Here is a 15,277-nt window from a genome sequence, read left to right as displayed (position 1 = left end):
TGTCGGTGCCCGAGGTCGCCGACCTGGTGGCGATGCTGCGGTTGGTTTCCGAGCCGACGGCCGGGGCCGCGGCGATCCGGGTGCTGACCGGTGCGCGGTGGCGGCTCGGCGCCGCCGACCTGGCCGCGCTGTGGCGGCGCGCCGCCGAGCTGGTCCGCCCCGACCACGCCACCGAGCCGGTCTCGGCCGCCGCGATCGCCGCGCAGGCCGGACCCGATTCCGACACCGCATGCCTGGCCGACGCGCTGGCCGACCCCGGGCCGGCGGAGCGCTATTCGGCCACCGGGTACCGGCGTATCGCCGCACTGGCCGAGGAGCTGAGCGCGCTGCGCGGCCACCTGTGGCATCCGCTGCCCGACCTGGTGGCCGAGGTGCGCCGGGTGCTGGGCCTGGACTGTGAGGTGCTCGCCGCGCAGCCGGTGGCCGCCGCGTGGGGCACCGAACAGCTCGACGCGTTCGCCGACGTAGTCGCCGGCTATGTGGAGGGCGTCGGCGGCCCGGCAACCCTGCCGGGTCTGCTGGCGTACCTGGATGCGGCCGCCGTGGTGGAGAACGGGTTGGCGCCGGCCACTCCGGTGGTCGCCGCTGACCGGGTTCAGGTCCTCACCGTGCACGCCGCCAAAGGACTGGAATGGCAGGTGGTGGCGGTACCGCACCTGGTGGCGCGGGTGTTCCCGTCGACCGCCTCGCGGCGCAACTGGCTCTCCGATGCCGCCGAGTTGCCGCCGCTGCTGCGCGGTGACCGCGCCGAGCCCGGCGGTTCAGTGAGGCTCGACGTAGGAGAGCCGAAGCTGGGACCGCCGCATAAACCCGGCGCTCACGGTGTCCCGGTGCTCGACACCGGCGCGGTCACCAATCGAAAGCAGCTGTCCGACACCATTTCCGAGCACCAGCGCCGGCTGGACCAGCGCCGGGTTGACGAAGAGCGCCGGCTGCTCTACGTCGCGGTCACCCGCGCCGAGGAGACCCTGTTGGTCTCCGGTCACCACTGGGGAGTCGGTGAGACCAAGCCGCGTGGGCCGTCGGACTTCCTGACCGAACTCAAGGCGGTCATCGAGGAGTCCGGCGCCGGAGTCATCGAACACTGGGCGCCGGCGCCGGCCGACGGCGAGCCAAACCCGCTGTGCGACAACGCCGCAGAAGCCGTTTGGCCGACGGACCCGCTCGGCTCGCGCCGCGACTCCGTGGTAGCCGGAGCCGCACTGGTCGCCGCCGTGATGGCCGGGGACTCCGCGGCGTCGGCCGACAGCCCGTGGGCCGCCGACGTCGATGCGCTGCTGGCCGAGCGGGCCCTGGCGGCCGCACAACCGGACCGAACGCTGCCCGGCCAGGTCTCGGTGAGCAATCTGGTCGAGCTGAGCCGCGACCCGGCCGGCGCGGCGCAGCGGCTGACCCGCCGGCTCCCGACCCGCCCGGACCCGCATGCGTTGCTGGGCACCGCTTTCCACGACTGGGTGCAACGGCTCTACGGTGCCGAGCGGCTCTTCGAGCTCGACGATCTACCGGGCGCTGCCGACGCCGACACCGCCAGGGCCGACGCGCAGGAGCTCGCCGGCCTGCAGGAGGCGTTTTTGGCCTCGCCGTGGGCGGCCCGCTCACCGGTCGCCGTGGAGGTGCCCTTCGAGATGGCCGTCGGGCACACCCTGGTGCGCGGGCGGATCGACGCGGTCTTCGCCGAGCCGGACGGCGGCGTCACCGTGGTGGACTGGAAGACCGGTGCTGCCCCGGCCGGGCCGGAGGCGCAGCGGCACGCCACGGTTCAGCTCGGGGTATACCGGCTGGCGTGGGCCGCGCTGAGCGGCTGCCCGGAATCGAAGGTGCGGGCCGCGTTCCACTACGTGCGCACCCGCACCACCGTCGTCCCCGACGAACTGCCCGAGCTCGCCGAGCTGACCGCGCTGCTCAACGGTTGACGACCCGTGTGGTTACAGTGGGTCCGTGCGTCAGGCTGACCGATGACCGCCCGTCGTGGCAGGAGCTAGCTGGCGACGGCTGCGTCGTCTCGACGAGGCGCTGACCGCCCAACCCAGTCACGCGCTCGTCGGCGTCCTGCGCATCCCCCAGGGGCAGTCCAGTCCCGGCCGCACCGTCTACCGGCGCTCCCTGATCGCGCTGGTGGCCCTGCTGGTGTCCACGATCTTCGTCTACATCGACCGGGACGGCTACCAGGATGTGCAGGGCGACCGGCTGACCTTTTTGGACTGCCTGTATTACTCGGCGGTGACATTGTCGACCACCGGGTACGGCGATATCACGCCCGTCACCGAGTTCTCCCGCCTGATCAACGTCGCGATCATCACCCCGCTGCGGATCGCATTCCTGATTCTGTTGGTCGGGACGACCGTGGAGGCGTTCACCGAGACTTCTCAGCAGGCATTCCGCATTCAGCGTTGGAGGAAAAGGGTGCGAGACCACACCATCGTCATCGGGTACGGGACCAAGGGCAAAACCGCGATCGCCGCGATGCTCGGCGACGACGAGACCACCCCGAGCGACATCGTCGTGGTGGACAGCGACCGGGCTGTGCTGGAACGGGCGAAGAGCGCCGGCTTCGTGACGGTGGACGGCGACGCCACCAGGTCGGACGTGCTGCGGCTGGCCAGTGCCCAGCGCGCAGCGGCGATCGTGGTCGCCACCGGCGACGACGCCAACGCGGCACTGGTGACCCTGACCGCCCGCGAGATCGCCCCCGAGGCCACCATCGTGGCGGCCATCCGGGAAGCCGAGAACCAGCACCTGCTCGAGCAGTCCGGCGCCAACTCGGTGGTGGTGTCCTCGGAGACCGCCGGGCGGCTGCTCGGCATCGCCACCACCACGCCCAACGTGGTGGAGATCATCGAGGATCTGCTCACCCCCGACGCCGGCTACGCCATCGCCGAGCGGGAGGTGGAGCAGAAAGAGGTCGGCGCCTCGGCGAAGCATCTCACCGAAATCGTGCTCGCCGTCGTCCGCGACGGGCAGCTGCTGCGGCTGGACGCACCGGAAGTCGATGCGATCGAGACCGGTGACCGGCTGCTCTACGTCCGTACGGTGGGCAACCAGTGAGCTTCCAGCTGCGCCAGGTGCCCCTGCTGTCGCGGATCGGCGCCGACCGGGCCGACCAGTTGCGCACCGACACCGACGCGGCCGTCGCCGGCTGGCGGGCCGCCGCACTGCTGCGGGTCGACCCCCGCAACCAGGTGCTGGTCGCCGACGGCCGGGTGGTGTTGCACGACGCCGGCGAACTCGGCGACACGCCCCCACCCGACGCGGTGTTCCTGGGCCGCCTCGAAGACGGCCGGCACGTCTGGGCGCTCCGTGGTGCGCTGCAGGCGCCGCCCGACGGCGACGTTTCGGTGCTGGACCTGCGGGCCATCGGAGACGTCTTCGACGACACCAGCGCGCAGCTGGTGTCCTCGGCCATCGCCCTGCTGAATTGGCATGAGAGCGCCCGGTTTTCCGCCGTCGACGGCACACCGACCAAACCGGTGCGCGGCGGGTGGGCGCGGGTCAATCCCGTCACCGGCGCCGAGGAGTTCCCCCGGATCGATCCGGCGGTGATCTGCCTGGTGCACGACGGCGCCGACCGGGTGGTGCTGGCCCGCCAGCACAATTGGCCGGTGCGGATGTTCTCGCTGCTGGCCGGGTTCGTCGAGGCCGGCGAGTCGTTCGAGGCCTGTGTGGTCCGGGAGGTCCACGAGGAGGTCGGGCTGGCGGTGCGCGACGTCAGTTACTTGGGCAGCCAGCCCTGGCCGTTCCCGCGCTCGCTGATGGTGGGCTTCCACGCGGTCGCCGACCCGGGGCAGGAGTTCGTGTTCAGCGACGGTGAGATCACCGAGGCGAACTGGTTCACCCGCGACGAAGTGCGCGCCGCGTTAGACGCCGGGGCCTGGAGCGGCGGCTCGGCGGAGGCGAAACTGCTGCTGCCCGGGTCGATCTCGATCGCCCGGACGATCATCGAGTCCTGGGTCGGCTGATCCCGCGGAGGCGATCAGCTGCTGAGCCGATCCAGTTTCGCCTTGACCTCGCGGCCGGTCGGGTTGGTCAGCGTCGAGCCGTCGGCGAAGCGCAGCGTCGGCACCGTGCGGTTGCCGCCGTTGGCTTCCTCGACGAACTTGGCGGCGGTGGGATCCTGCTCGATATCGATCTCGTCGTAGCCGATCTCGAACTTCTCCAGGGCCTTCTTGAGCTGGCGGCAGTAACCGCACCATTGCGTGGTGTACATGATGAGCGGCGGATCGCTAACAGTCATAGCTCTCAAAGCTAGTCGCTGAGGATGGCGGGCCGCTCGCGGCCGGGCGTCGGAGGTCCCTGTCAAGATGGACGCCATGGATGCGCTGATCGCCGGCTTGGACGACGAGCAGCGCGCCGCCGTCCTGGCGCCTCGGGGTCCGGTGTGCGTGCTGGCCGGTGCCGGGACCGGCAAAACCCGCACCATCACCCACCGGATCGCCCAACTGGTTGCGGCCGGTCACGTCGCGCCCGGACAGGTGCTGGCGGTGACGTTCACCCAGCGTGCCGCCGGTGAGATGCGCTCGCGGCTGCGTGCCCTGGGCTCGGCCGCCGGCAACCCGGCCGGCGTCGGCGCGGTGCAGGCGCTGACGTTCCACGCCGCCGCGCGCCGGCAGCTGCGCTACTTCTGGCCGCGGGTGGTCGGCGACACCGCCTGGGAACTGCTGGACCGCAAGTTCGGGGTGGTCGCCCGGGCCGCCGGCCACGCCGGGCTGCGCCTCTCCAACGACGACGTGCGCGACGTGGCCGGCGAGATCGAGTGGGCCAAGGCCTCCCTGATCGGGCCGGAGCAGTACCCGGAGGCAGTGGCGGCCGCCGGGCGGGACACCCCGATCGAGGCCACCAAGCTCGCCGACGTCTACGCCGGCTACGAGGCGCTGAAGGCCCGCGGCGAAGTGGCCATGCTCGACTTCGACGACCTGCTGTTGCACACCGCCGCCGCGATCGAGAACGACGCGGCCGTGGCCGCCGAATTCCGGGACCGCTACCGCTGCTTCGTGGTCGACGAATACCAGGACGTCACCCCGCTGCAGCAGCGGGTGCTGTCGGCCTGGCTGGGCCAGCGTGACGACCTGACCGTGGTCGGTGACGCCAACCAGACCATCTACTCGTTCACCGGCGCCTCGCCGCGCTACCTGCTCGACTTCACCCGCCGGTTCCCCGAGGCCGCCCTGGTGCGCCTGGAACGCGACTACCGCTCCACCCCGGAGGTGGTGTCGCTGGCCAACCGGGTGATCGCCGCGGCCCGCGGACGGGTGGCCGGCAGCAAACTCAAACTGATCGGTCAGCGCGATCCCGGCCCGGCACCGACCTTTCGGGAGTACCCCGACGAGGTCGCCGAGGCCGCCGCGGCGGCCAAGTCGATCGCCCGGCTGATCGAGGGCGGCACCGCGCCGGCCGAGATCGCCGTGCTCTACCGGATCAACGCGCAGTCGGAGGTCTACGAGGAGGCCCTGACCGAGGCCGGAATCGCCTACCAGGTCCGCGGGGGAGAGGGCTTTTTCACCCGCCAGGAGATCCGCCAGGCGCTGGTGGCGCTGCGGCGCGCAGCAGAGCGTGGCGCCGACGGGCCGCTACCTGACGTCGTGCGCCAGGTTCTCGAACCGCTCGGGCTGACGGCCGAACCGCCGAGCGGGGCCAAGGCCCGGGAACGCTGGGAGGCGCTGGGCGCGTTGGCGGAACTGGTCGACGACGAAGTGGCACAGCGCCCCGACCTGGATTTGCCCGGCTTGCTGGCCGAACTGCGGATGCGTGCCGACTCTCGACACCCGCCGACGGTGCAGGGCGTCACGCTGGCCTCGCTGCACGCCGCCAAGGGGCTGGAGTGGGACGCGGTGTTTTTGGTGGGCCTGGCCGACGGCACCCTGCCCATCTCGCATGCCCTGGCGCACGGCCCGGACAGCGAGGCCGTCGAGGAGGAACGCCGGCTGCTCTACGTCGGCGTCACCCGCGCCCGGGTGCATCTGGCGTTGAGCTGGGCGCTGGCGCGCGCCCCGGGCGGGCGGGCGTCGCGCAAACCGTCGCGGTTCCTCAGCGGGATCGCGCCGCAGGCCGATGCTGCGGCGACACCGGCCCGGCGCCGAAGCCGCGGCGCTCCGAAGCACTGCCGGGTCTGCAACAAGACGCTGAGCACACCGGCGGCCATCATGCTGAGCCGATGTGAGACCTGTGCGGCCGACGTCGACACCGAGCTGCTGGTGGCGCTCAAAGATTGGCGACTGCGCACCGCCACGGAGCTGAAAGTGCCTGCCTACATAGTTTTTTCGGACAACACGCTGACCGCGATCGCTGAGATGCTGCCCGTCGACGAGGCCGCTCTGGTGGCCATTCCGGGCATCGGTGCGCGCAAGCTCGAACAGTTCGGTTCCGACGTGCTCGAGCTGGTCCGCAACCGGGACTGAACGCGCAGGTCAGAAATTCGGTTGTGCATCCCGGGCGGCAACCGTTAACCTGCCTAACCATGAACACCCCGAACACGATCGGCGTACATGCGGCTGCTGCGGCGGCGCATGCCGCTGCCGGCGTGTCCGTGCATCGGGGTTTTGTCTAACGCATCAGCTCAAGCCGCCCGATGGCCACGGACCCAGACCAGGATCCGTGGCCATATTTTTTTTGCGTTATTCCCAGAACAGGTGACCAGCGATGATGAAGAACCGACCCGAGCTTCCGTGCAATCGTGATCCCGACCTGTGGTTCGCCGACGACCCCGCGGACCTGGAGCGGGCCAAAGCGCTCTGTGCCGGCTGCCCGATCCGCCGGCAGTGCCTGGCGCTGGCACTGCAGCGCGCCGAACCCTGGGGGGTGTGGGGCGGCGAGATCCTCGACCGCGGCACCGTCATCGGTCGCAAACGCCCGCGCGGGCGCCCGCGCAAGGAGCCGGTGGCCGCCTGAGTGCCTAGGGTCCGACCGCTACGGCGTCGGGATCGGTGAATCCGGGCACCAATTCCTCGGAAAGCCGCTTGATCGGCACGTGCGCGTCGAGCTGGCACATGATCGCCGTGGTGGAGGCCAGCACCCGCATCGGCATCGCCAGCTTCGGCGGCAGATCCAGCTGACGGGCGGTCTTGAGTTGCTCGACGGGGCGTTCCAGCTGCTTGCCGGCCATGCGCATCAGCCATTTGCGGCTGTAATGGAACACCTCGACCTCCACCGGCTCGACGTACTGGCGCAGCATCTCGTCGATCTCGCGTACCGAGACCTCCTGGCCCTTCTGGATGAAGCCGCCTTTGCGCATCGTCGCGATGACCTGGTCGTAGTCGTTGTCCCGGGCGTAGCGCACCGCGGCGCCCAGCTCCGGGGGGAAGCCGCCGGGCATCGGCGCCACCGCGCCGAAGTCGATCACGCCCATCCGGCCGTCCGGGAGCAGCATGAAGTTGCCCGGGTGGGCGTCGCCGTGGATGAGCTCCAGCCGGCGCGCGGCGTCCCAGGTGAACTCGGCCAGCCGGGTGCCCATCAGGTCACGTTGCTCGACGGTGCCGTTGCGGATGATCTCGGCCATCCCGACGCCGTCGATCCACTCCTGGATCACCGCCTTGGGGGCGCTGGCCACCACGTTCGGGATGAGAAAGTGCGGGTGGCCCGCGTAGGCCTTGGCGAAGATCCGCTGGTTGTCGGCTTCCAGCCGGTAGTCCAGCTCCATCTCGGTGCGCTCGATCAGCTCATCGACGACACCTTGGACATCGACACCGGGCGCCAGCTGCTTGAAGACGCCGGTCAACCGCCGAATGGTCTTCAAGTCGGCGCGCAGTGCCTGGTCGGCGCCGGGGTACTGGATCTTGACCGCCACCTGGCGGCCATCGCCCCACACCGCTTTGTGCACCTGGCCGATGCTGGCCGAGGCGATGGGGGTGTCATCGAACGAGGAGAACCGCTCCCGCCACTTGGTGCCCAGCTGGGCGTCGAGCACCCGGTGCACCTTGTCAGCCGGCAGCGGCGGGGCGTCCTTCTGCAGCTTGGTCAGCGCCTCCCGGTAGGGTTCGCCGAACTCCTCGGGGATGGCCGCCTCCATCACCGACAGCGCCTGCCCGACCTTCATCGCGCCGCCCTTGAGCTCACCCAGGACGGTGAACAACTGGTTGGCCGCCTTCTCCATGAGCTCGGCGGTGACCTCGTCCTTCGACTTGCCGGTCAGCCGCTTCCCGAGACCGAGAGCCGCCCGGCCGGCGAAACCGACGGGCAGACTGGCCAGCTTCGCGTTGCGCGCCGCACTCCCGCGCTTGATCTCTGCCACCTGTCCATCATCCATGATGTTGTTGTGGCGCTGGTCACCGCGTGCGAAATCGCCGGTCCACGGCGCGGGTCAGCAGTCGCACAGCGGGTGGCGCTCCCAGCGCCGCGTCAGGATCGACCCGGTGGCCAGATCCAGTTCGAGGGTGGCGTTGAGCGTCGGCGGGGGAGTCAGGCCCCGATCGGTGGCCGTCCCGCGCACCGCCGCGATCACCTGCTCGATCTGGCTCAGCGCCAGGGCCACCGTCGCCAGCACCGTCGCGCGGTCGGTGTGGGCGACGGTGTCGCGCAGCTGGGCGGCCACCGCCGGCCAGGAGGCGTCGCGATCGCGCCGGTGCAGATCGGCGCATCCCAGGCAGCTGGTCTTGCCGGGGAGAACGAGCGGGCCGACCACCCCGGTGCCGTCGCGCACCCGCACCGGCAGGTGCGGCACCCGCTCGGCGTGCAGCTCGCGCACCAGCCGTGGATCGGTGACCAGATAGTCGGTCAGCACCACCAGGTCCGTGCCGGCGGTGCTCACCTCGGCGTGCGGGTGGCTGCTGCGCCGGATGACGGCGCCCGAGCAGCGCAGCGACTCGACCAGCAGATCCGACAGTGGCCCGCGGCCGTGCACCCGCAGCGACACCGCCCGGTGCGGCCGGCGCGGGCCGCGGATGACGGCGACCCGCGCGTCGAGCAGCGCACCCAGCAGGCTGTCGAACTCCGCACCGTCCACCGGGCCGTGCCGGGCGGCCTCGACCCGCAGCTCGGCAGCGGTGGTGGGGGTCTGCATGCAGCGCAGCACGGCGGCCAGGCCGGCCGGGGTCAGGCCAGGTGGCGGCTGCACCAGGACGGCCCGCCGCGGATCCCAGCCGACCTGTACCGCCCCGTCCGGCCGCAGCAACACCGGCCGCGCCGGGTCCAGCGCGTAGGCCGGTGTCTCGGAATCAACCCTGCTCACGCACCCGACCCTGTCACGCCGGTCGGTGCGGCTGGCTCCGGTTATCCACAGGAGGTTGAAAAACCCGCCCCGTCACTCCTCGCCGCTGTCGTCGCCGTCCTCGCTGCCGCGCTGGAATTCGGCGATCGCCGCATCGATGCCGCTGGTGTCACCGCCCAGCATCCGGTCGATGAAAGCGGCCGGGTCATCGAGGTCGGCGGCCTCGGGCAACAGGTCCGGGTGCTGCCACACCCGGTCGCGGGCGTCGACTCCGACGGCCGCGGTCAGCCGCTCCCACAGCACCGCGGCTTCGCTGAGCTTGCGCGGGCGCAATTCCAGGCCCACCAGGGTGGCGAAGGTCTGCTCGGCCGGACCGCCGGTGGCGCGGCGGCGACGCAGCGTCTCCGACAGCGCGGCGGTGCCCGGGATCCGGTCACCCAGCGCCGCTGTCACCACCGTGCGCACCCAGCCCTCGATCAGCGCCAGCAGGGTCTCCAGCCGCTCCAGAGCGGCCAGCTGCTCCGGCGTCGACTTGGGTTCGAACACCCCCTGATTGAGCAACTCCTCCATCGCCGAGGGGTCGGCCATCATCGCGGACGGATCGAAGCCTTGGGCCAGCTCCTCGATGCCCCGGATGTCGATCTGCATGCCGCGCGCGTAGGCCTCCACCGCGCTGAGCAGCTGGTTGGCCAGCCACGGGACATGGGAGAACAACCGGTGGTGGGCGGCCTCGCGGGCCGCCAAGAAGGTGACGATCTCACTGCGCGGCTGCTCCAGGCCGTCGGCCAGTTCTTCGATCGCCCCGGGCAGCAGCGCGGCAATTCCCTTGGGCCCCAGTGGCAATCCGATGTCGGTCGAGGTCAGTACCTCTCCGGACAACCGGCCCAGCGCCTGGCCCAGCTGTGATCCGAACGCCAGCCCGCCCATCTGCGACATCATCGACAGCAGTGGGCCCGCCATGCTCTTGGCCTCCTCCGGCAGCGCCGAGGCCCACACCGACGACACCTGCTCGGCCATCGGGTCGCACAGTCGCTGCCAGGTGGCCATGGTGTGCTCCACCCAGTCCACCGGGGTCCACGCGGCCGAGCCGGTGGTGCCGGCCGGCAAGGAGGTCACCCCGTTGAGCCACGTCTCGGCCAGGTGCACCGCGTCGCCGATGGCGGTGGCGGTCGACCCCGTCACCGGCGCGACCGAACCGATCGAGCGGGCCGCGACCTGTCGGGCCAGGTCGTAATTCACCGGCCCGGCCGGCCGGCCGCCGCCCGCCGTGCCGGCGCTGCTGAACATCTGGCCGAGCTGGGTGAAGAGCTGGCCCAGGTCGGAGATGTTGAAACCGGCACCCATTCCGAACGGATCGGTCGGCCCGGAACCCGAACCAGGTTCGCGCCCCCCGGGTCGCTCGCGGTCCGGGTCGTCCCCCGAAGAGAAACCGAAGGGCAGATCAGCCATAGACACAACCGTACCCACCGGCATCCGGCCGTTTACCATTCCCGGGGTGAACAGGCGGATTCTCACGCTGTTGGCGGCACTGCTGCCGGTGGTCGTGTTCGGCGTACTGCTGGCGGCGGTGACCGTGCCCTTCGTGTCGCTGGGGCCGGGCCCTACCTTCGACACCCTGGGGATGGTCGAGGGCAAGCAGGTGGTCGACATTCAGGGCACCAAAACGCATCCGACGACCGGTCACCTCAACATGACCACGGTGTCCCAGCGCGACGGGCTGACCCTCGGCGAGGCGCTGGCGCTGTGGCTGTCCGGACGCGAGCAGCTCATGCCCCGTGACCTGGTCTATCCGCCGGGAAAGTCGCGGCAGGAAGTCGACGAGGACAACGACGCCGAATTCCGTGCGTCCGAGCAAAGCGCCGAGTACGCCGCCCTGGGCTACCTGCGCTACCCGAGCGCGGTCACCCTGGCCGACGTCCACGATCCCGGGCCGTCGGCGGGCAAGCTGCAGCCCGGTGACGCCGTGGACGCCGTCAACGGCGAACCCGTCTACACCGTCGAACAGTTCACCGCGAAGCTGGCCGGCACCAAGCCCGGCGAGACGGTGGCCCTCGACTACCGGCGCAAGAACGCCGCGCCCGGCACTGCCCGAATTACGCTGGGAGAGAACAAGGACCGTCCCAACGGATTTCTGGGCGTGTCGGTGCTCGACGCGCCGTGGGCGCCGTTCACCGTCGAGTTCAACCTCGCCAATATCGGCGGCCCCTCGGCCGGGCTGATGTTCTCGCTGGCCGTCATCGACAAACTCAGCACCGGCGGACTGGCCGGTGAGAACTTCGTCGCGGGCACCGGGGTCATCAAGGCCAACGGCCAGGTCGAGTCGATCGGCGGCATCACCCACAAGATGATCGCGGCGAAGGAGGCCGGCGCGACGGTGTTTCTGGTCCCCGCCGAGAACTGCTATGAAGCCCGATCGGACAACAACGGACTGCAACTGATCAAGGTCGACAGCCTCGCCCAGGCGGTGGATGCGTTGCGCACGCTCACCGGCGGAGGTCAGCCACCGTCTTGCTGAGACCGGGTTGGCTACAGTGGGGCGGTCAGGACCACTGAGCTAGGGAGCGTGGCACGTGGGTATGCGGCCCACCGCGAGAATGCCGAAGTTGACCCCACGCAGCCGGATCATGATCGGCAGCGCGGTCGTCGTGATCCTGTTGCTGCTGGTCGGGCCGCGGCTGATCGACGGCTACGTCGACTGGTTGTGGTTCGGGGAGCTGGGCTATCGGTCGGTTTTCGTTACGACGCTGCTGACCCGGGTGGTCGCCTTCGTGGTGGTGGGCCTGATCGTCGGCGGCATCGTGTTCGCCGCACTGGCGATGGCCTTCCGGGTCCGGCCGGTGTTCGTGCCCAGCAACGGCGCCAACGATCCGGTGGCGCGCTATCGCACCGCGGTGTTGTCACGGCTGCGGCTGGTCGGATTCGGGATACCGGTCGGCATCGGTCTGCTGGCCGGCATCGTGGCCCAGAGTTATTGGGTGCGCATCCAGTTGTTCCTGCGGGGCGGTGACTTCGGGATCGCCGATCCGCAGTTCGGCAAAGACCTCGGCTTCTACGCCTTCGACCTACCGTTCTACCGGCTGGTGGTCGGGCTGCTGCTGGTGACGTTCTTCTTGGCCACCCTGGCCAACCTGACCACCCACTACATCTTCGGCGGAATCCGGTTGTCCGGCCGTGCCGGCGCGCTGAGCCGCCCGGCGCGTATCCAGGTGGTCAGCCTGATCGGCACCCTGGTGTTGCTCAAGGCCGCCGCCTACTGGCTGGACCGCTATGAGCTGCTCAGCCACACCCGCACCGGCAAGCCGTTCACCGGGGCCGGCTACACCGACATCAACGCGGTGCTGCCGGCCAAGATGATCTTGCTGGCGATCGCGCTGATCTGTGCGGTGGCGGTGTTCTCGGCGATCGTGCTGCGCGATTTGCAGATTCCGGCGATCGGTCTGGTGCTGCTGCTGCTGTCGTCGGTGGTCGTCGGCGCGGGCTGGCCGCTGATCGTCGAGCAGTTCAGCGTCAAACCCAATGCGGCGCAGAAGGAGAGCGAGTACATCTCGCGTTCGATCGCCGCGACCAGGCACGCCTACGGGTTGACCGAGGACGTGGTCACCTATCGCGACTACAGCGGTGACGCACGCGCTACGGCCGCGCAGGTGGGCGCCGATGTCGCCACCACCTCCAACATCCGGCTGCTGGACCCGACCATCGTCAGCCCCGCGTTCACCCAGTTTCAGCAGGGCAAGAACTTCTACTTCTTCCCCGACCAGCTCACCATCGACCGCTATCGCGACAGCGACGGCGAGTTGCGCGACTACGTGGTCGCCGCCCGCGAACTCAACCCTGATCGGCTGATCGACAACCAGCGCGACTGGATCAACCGGCACACCGTCTACACCCACGGCAACGGGTTCATCGCCTCGCCGGCCAACACCGTGCGCGGAATCGCCAACGACCCCAACCAGAACGGCGGCTATCCCGAGTTCCTGGTGAACGTGGTCGGCGCCAACGGCAGCGTGGTCTCCCAGGGCCCGGCCCGCCTCGACCAGCCGCGGGTGTACTACGGGCCCGTGATCGCCGACACCGTCGCCGACTACGCCATCGTCGGACGCAACGGCCCCGACCGTGAATACGACTACGAGACGAACGTCGAGACGAAGAACTACACCTACACCGGTGCGGGCGGGGTCAACATCGGAAACTGGCTGGCCCGCGGTGTGTTCGCCGCGAAATTCGCCGAACGTAATTTCTTGTTCTCCAACGTGATCGGCCCGGACAGCAAGATCTTGTTCAACCGTGACCCGGCCGGCCGGGTGCAGGCGGTGGCGCCGTGGCTGACCACCGATTCCACGGTGTATCCGGCGATCGTGAACAAGCGCCTGGTGTGGATCATCGACGGCTACACCACCTTGGACAACTACCCGTACTCGCAGCTGACCTCGTTGTCGTCGGCAACCATGGACTCCAAAGAGGTGGAGTTCAACCGGTTGCTGCCCGACCGGCGGGTGTCCTACATCCGCAACTCGGTGAAGGCCACCGTCGACGCCTACGACGGCACGGTGAGCCTCTACGCCCAAGACGAGCACGACCCGGTGCTACGGGCTTGGATGAAGGTGTTCCCCGGGACGGTCAAGCCCAAGTCGGAGATCTCGCCCGAACTCGCCGAGCACCTGCGGTACCCCGAGGACCTGTTCAAGGTGCAGCGGATGCTGCTGGCCAAGTACCACGTCAACGACCCGATCACGTTCTTCTCCACGTCGGACTTCTGGGACGTGCCGCTGGACCCCAACCCGACCGCCAGCAGCTTCCAGCCGCCGTACTACATCGTGGCGAAAAACCTTGTCAAGGAAGACGGTTCGGCGTCCTACCAGCTGACCAGCGCGATGAACCGGTTCAAGCGCGACTATCTGGCCGCCTACATCTCCGCCAGCTCTGATCCGGACACCTACGGCAAGATCACCGTGCTGACCATCCCGGGTCAGGTCAACGGCCCCAAGCTGGCCAATAACGCGATCACCACCGACACCGCGGTCAGCCAGGACCTCGGGGTGATCGGGCGCGACAACCAGAACCGCATCCGATGGGGCAACCTGCTGACCCTGCCGGTGGCCCAGGGCGGGCTGCTCTACGTCGAACCGGTCTACGCCTCGCCGGGTTCCAGCGACGCCGCATCGTCGTACCCGCGGTTGATCCGGGTGGCGATGATGTACAACGACAAGATCGGTTACGGGCCAACGGTTTCCGACGCGCTCACCGGCCTGTTCGGGCCCGGGGCCAGTGCGGCGGCGACCGATATCGCGCCCACCGAGGGCGGCGCCGCGGCCCAGCAGCAGCCGCCGCCGGCGAGCGCTCCGCCTGCCGCGGCGGCGCCGCCCCCGCCGGCGGGCAGCGCCGGGCTGTCGGCGGCGAAAGTTGCCGCGCTGCAAGAGATCGAGGCGGCGATCACCGCGGTGCGCGAGACCCAGCGTCGGGGCGACTTCGCGGGCTACGGGTCGGCACTGCAGCGCCTCGACGACGCGATGGCGAAGTTCAACAGCACCAAGTAGAAGTAGTTCCCTTCCGGGTGCTCGCGGCCGGGAATGGGTGCCGGTAGCAGCCGATTTGGCGTGTACGCCGCCATTGGGTAACCTTGGATCTACCGACGCGGGGTGGAGCAGCTCGGTAGCTCGCTGGGCTCATAACCCAGAGGTCGCAGGTTCGAATCCTGTCCCCGCTACTAATGTGATGTCGCAAGACATCGGAATAGCTCTGAACCTGCATTAGGTTCAGAGCTTTTTCCGTTTTGGTCCGGGTGGGACTCCGCGTGGTTTGGTAGTCCTCGGTGGAGTCGAGAGTGAAGTCATGGAGGGTTTCTCCGGTGGCGACGTTGATGACGGTGATGTGGTGGCCCTTGGCGAGGATCAGGACGGGGATTGGGACTGCCCCGAGTTCAGTTGACTCGGTGGGTGTGAATTTCAGGCCGCGGTTGCGACTGATATGTGGAGCAGTTCGAGCTCTATCGGGGTTGAGCTTGCCGAGGGCGCGTTGCCGGCGGCGTCGGTGGTAGGTGCGCTCGATCCAGGCCGCTATCGCCAGTCTGAATCGCCCCGGCATGTCCGGAGACTTTCTAGTTTGAGACCTCGACGGGTGTCGAAGTCGGTTGTTGAGCGTAGT

General features: G+C 69.3%; 11 protein-coding genes and 1 tRNA gene. 8 read left to right on the top strand and 4 right to left on the bottom strand.

All coding sequences use genetic code 11. From position 1 onward, the window contains the following. From A5648_RS05500 to nudC, 3 genes are all read left to right on the top strand, one after another. On the top strand, positions 1 to 1,913 hold a 1,913-nt coding region (locus A5648_RS05500; RefSeq protein ID WP_131810527.1), incomplete at its 5' end, for a PD-(D/E)XK nuclease family protein. 55 nt (positions 1,914 to 1,968) lie between these two features. Next, entirely contained in the window at positions 1,969 to 3,045 is a 1,077-nt protein-coding gene (locus A5648_RS05495; RefSeq protein ID WP_065023575.1) for a potassium channel family protein, read from the top strand. Further along, positions 3,042 to 3,956, top strand: coding sequence for an NAD(+) diphosphatase (nudC, locus tag A5648_RS05490; RefSeq protein ID WP_065023574.1), 915 nt, complete (start codon positions 3,042 to 3,044; stop codon positions 3,954 to 3,956). The genes A5648_RS05495 and nudC overlap by 4 nt, the downstream gene beginning before the upstream one ends. Positions 3,957 to 3,970: 14 nt before the next feature. Here nudC and A5648_RS05485 read toward each other — a convergent pair whose 3' ends face one another. Further along, the gene (locus A5648_RS05485; protein WP_065023573.1) at positions 3,971 to 4,231 is read right to left on the bottom strand and encodes a mycoredoxin; all 261 of its coding nucleotides are present in this window, start codon (positions 4,229 to 4,231) and stop codon (positions 3,971 to 3,973) included. Positions 4,232 to 4,298: 67 nt separating this feature from the next. Between A5648_RS05485 and A5648_RS05480 the strand changes: the two genes are divergently transcribed. Further along, positions 4,299 to 6,392 (top strand): ATP-dependent DNA helicase UvrD2, encoded by a 2,094-nt coding sequence (locus tag A5648_RS05480; protein WP_065023572.1) that lies wholly within the window; start codon positions 4,299 to 4,301, stop codon positions 6,390 to 6,392. 241 nt (positions 6,393 to 6,633) lie between these two features. Further along, positions 6,634 to 6,882 carry a WhiB family transcriptional regulator gene (locus A5648_RS05475; protein WP_065023571.1) on the top strand — a complete coding sequence of 83 codons (249 nt, stop codon included), beginning with the start codon at positions 6,634 to 6,636 and terminating at the stop codon, positions 6,880 to 6,882. A gap of 4 nt (positions 6,883 to 6,886) precedes the next feature. Here the strand turns inward: A5648_RS05475 and A5648_RS05470 are convergent, their stop codons facing one another. The 3 genes from A5648_RS05470 to A5648_RS05460 all read right to left on the bottom strand — a co-directional run bounded on the left by A5648_RS05470 (position 6,887) and on the right by A5648_RS05460 (position 10,585). After that, on the bottom strand, positions 6,887 to 8,236 hold the full coding sequence (locus A5648_RS05470; protein WP_065023570.1) for a macrolide-binding ATPase MABP-1: 1,350 nt from the start codon (positions 8,234 to 8,236) through the stop codon (positions 6,887 to 6,889). Positions 8,237 to 8,290: 54 nt separating this feature from the next. Further along, positions 8,291 to 9,157, bottom strand: coding sequence for a TOMM precursor leader peptide-binding protein (locus tag A5648_RS05465; protein ID WP_065023569.1), 867 nt, complete (start codon positions 9,155 to 9,157; stop codon positions 8,291 to 8,293). 72 nt (positions 9,158 to 9,229) lie between these two features. After that, positions 9,230 to 10,585 (bottom strand): zinc-dependent metalloprotease, encoded by a 1,356-nt coding sequence (locus A5648_RS05460; RefSeq protein WP_065023568.1) that lies wholly within the window; start codon positions 10,583 to 10,585, stop codon positions 9,230 to 9,232. Positions 10,586 to 10,631: 46 nt separating this feature from the next. Between A5648_RS05460 and A5648_RS05455 the strand changes: the two genes are divergently transcribed. From A5648_RS05455 to A5648_RS05445, 3 genes are all read left to right on the top strand, one after another. After that, on the top strand, positions 10,632 to 11,651 hold the full coding sequence (locus tag A5648_RS05455; RefSeq protein ID WP_065023567.1) for a YlbL family protein: 1,020 nt from the start codon (positions 10,632 to 10,634) through the stop codon (positions 11,649 to 11,651). A gap of 55 nt (positions 11,652 to 11,706) precedes the next feature. Continuing rightward, positions 11,707 to 14,670 (top strand): UPF0182 family protein, encoded by a 2,964-nt coding sequence (locus A5648_RS05450; protein ID WP_065023566.1) that lies wholly within the window; start codon positions 11,707 to 11,709, stop codon positions 14,668 to 14,670. Between the two features lie 96 nt (positions 14,671 to 14,766). Continuing rightward, positions 14,767 to 14,840, top strand: a tRNA-Met gene (locus A5648_RS05445). Positions 14,841 to 15,277: the final 437 nt, after the last annotated feature.

The sequence above is a fragment of the Mycolicibacter sinensis genome (genome assembly GCF_001673565.1).
Lineage (GTDB): Bacteria > Actinomycetota > Actinomycetes > Mycobacteriales > Mycobacteriaceae > Mycobacterium > Mycobacterium sinense_C.
The sequence above is the reverse complement of the archived record's forward strand: the minus strand, read 5'-3'. Positions and strand labels throughout refer to the sequence as shown.

What these genes read in the sequence shown, in the direction of transcription:
- A5648_RS05485 (WP_065023573.1), bottom strand. Translation starts at nt 4,231, where the DNA reads ATGACTGTTAGCGATCCGCCGCTCATCATGTACACCACGCAATGGTGC.
- A5648_RS05480 (WP_065023572.1), top strand. Translation starts at nt 4,299, where the DNA reads ATGGACGCCATGGATGCGCTGATCGCCGGCTTGGACGACGAGCAGCGC.
- A5648_RS05475 (WP_065023571.1), top strand. Translation starts at nt 6,634, where the DNA reads ATGATGAAGAACCGACCCGAGCTTCCGTGCAATCGTGATCCCGACCTG.
- A5648_RS05470 (WP_065023570.1), bottom strand. Translation starts at nt 8,236, where the DNA reads ATGGATGATGGACAGGTGGCAGAGATCAAGCGCGGGAGTGCGGCGCGC.
- A5648_RS05460 (WP_065023568.1), bottom strand. Translation starts at nt 10,585, where the DNA reads ATGGCTGATCTGCCCTTCGGTTTCTCTTCGGGGGACGACCCGGACCGC.